General features: G+C 65.1%; 2 protein-coding genes. One reads left to right on the forward strand and one right to left on the reverse strand.

The features are described 5' to 3' along the window. Positions 1 to 1,331, forward strand: a 1,331-nt coding sequence (locus AC1RSI_RS16675; protein WP_492322710.1) for an IS1182 family transposase, incomplete at its 5' end; no start/stop codon positions are given. Between the two features lie 139 nt (positions 1,332 to 1,470). Here the strand turns inward: AC1RSI_RS16675 and AC1RSI_RS16680 are convergent. Then, positions 1,471 to 1,746, reverse strand: a 276-nt coding sequence (locus tag AC1RSI_RS16680; RefSeq protein WP_492322709.1) for a methyltransferase family protein, incomplete at its 5' end; no start/stop codon positions are given.

Consider the following 1,746-nt stretch of genomic DNA (forward strand, 5'->3'; position numbering starts at 1 on the left):
GACGCCTCCTTCGAGTGCTGTTCAACACCTCACTCTGGCACATAGATGCCGTCGGGGGGCGTCCACCCCATCACCCGGCCATGCTGCTGAAGCTCTACGTCTACGGCTACCTGAACAAGGTGCAGTCGAGCCGGCGACTGGAGCGTGAGGCGCAGCGCAACGTCGAACTGATGTGGCTAACGGGGCGGCTGGCGCCGGACCACAAGACCATCGCCGACTTCCGCCGCGAGAATGGCCCTGCGATCCAGGCGGCCTGTGCGCAGTTCGTGGTGCTGTGCCGACAGTTGGGCCTGTTCGGATCGGCCCTCGTCGCCATCGACGGTTCGAAGTTCAAGGCGGTGAACACCCGCGACAAGAACTTCACCGCCTACAAGGTGAAGCGGCGGATCGAGCAGGTTGCCGAGCACATCGCCAGCTACCTCGAGGACCTCGATACGGCCGATCGGCACGAGGGGGATGGCGTGGAGGCACGGTCGGTGAGGCTGGTCGAGAAGATCGATCGCGTTCGCGCCCAGATGGCGATGCTGAAGGTCATGGAGGCTGAGGTCGAGGCGTCGCCGGACGGCCAGGTGTCCCTGACCGATCCCGACGCCCGCGCCATGGCGACGTCAGGCCGGGGGAGCGGCATCGTCGGCTACAACGTCCAATCCGCCGTCGAGGGCGAGCATCACCTGATCGTCGCCCACGAGGTGGTGATGACCGGCTCGGACAAGCAACAGCTGGCGAACATGGCGGGTCAGGCCAAGGAGGCCATGGGCGTGGAGAGGCTCGATGTGCTGGCGGACCGGGGCTACTTCTCCGGCGAAGAAATCCTGGCCTGTGAGGCCCTGGGCGCGACGCCCTTCGTGCCAAAGACGCTGACGTCAGGCGCAAAGGCGAATGGGCGCTTCGGCAAGCAGGACTTCGTCTATCTGCCAGATCAAGACGTCTACCGTTGCCCGGCCGGCTCCCTGCTTCCGTACCACATGACCGTCGTCGAAAGAGGCATGACGCTGCATCGGTACTGGGATCGGGCCAGTTGCACAGGCTGTAGCATCAAGGCTCAGTGCACGCCTGCGGTCGAACGAAAGGTCACGCGGTGGGAGCATGAAGCGGTGATCGATGCCCTTCAAACCCGAATGGACCTGAGGCCCAGAGCCATGCGTGAACGGCGAAGCCTGGTCGAACACCCGTTCGGCACCATTAAGGCCTGGATGGGCCACTCCCACTTCCTGATGAAGCGGTTGCCCAACGTGAAGACCGAGATCAGCCTCCACATCCTGGCCTACAATATGAAGCGGGTGATGGCGGTGATGGGAACCAGGCCGTTGATGGAGGCGATCCGGGCCTGAGCACGAGGCGTCCTGCGCTTCGTCTCAACCTCCGCCCCGCCGTCGCTCAGCACGTTTTTACACGGCCTCGACTCATTGCAGACCTTCACAGGATCCGCTTTCAGGGCGGCGCTGGAACCGAAAGCGAGCCTTAACGTGATCACGACGTCATCCGCCGGCCCAGCCAGCGGCGCACCCGGCCCACGTACACGGACCACGCCGCGCCGAAGAGGGCCGCCAGGTGTCGTTCCTCGCGTCGGATGGCGAGGCGGTCGGTGGCGAAGGCGGCGACGGGGGCGGCCACGAAGAACCAGGCGTTGTCGAACAGGCCCCCGAGGCCGAGCAGAAGCAGCCCGTTAGCGAGATAGATCGGGTTGCGGCTCCAGGCGAACGGACCGGTCGTGACCAGAGCGGTCGCCGCCCGGTGCGGCAGGAT

It is taken from the genome of Brevundimonas sp. GW821-FHT10E09 (genome assembly GCF_058809375.1).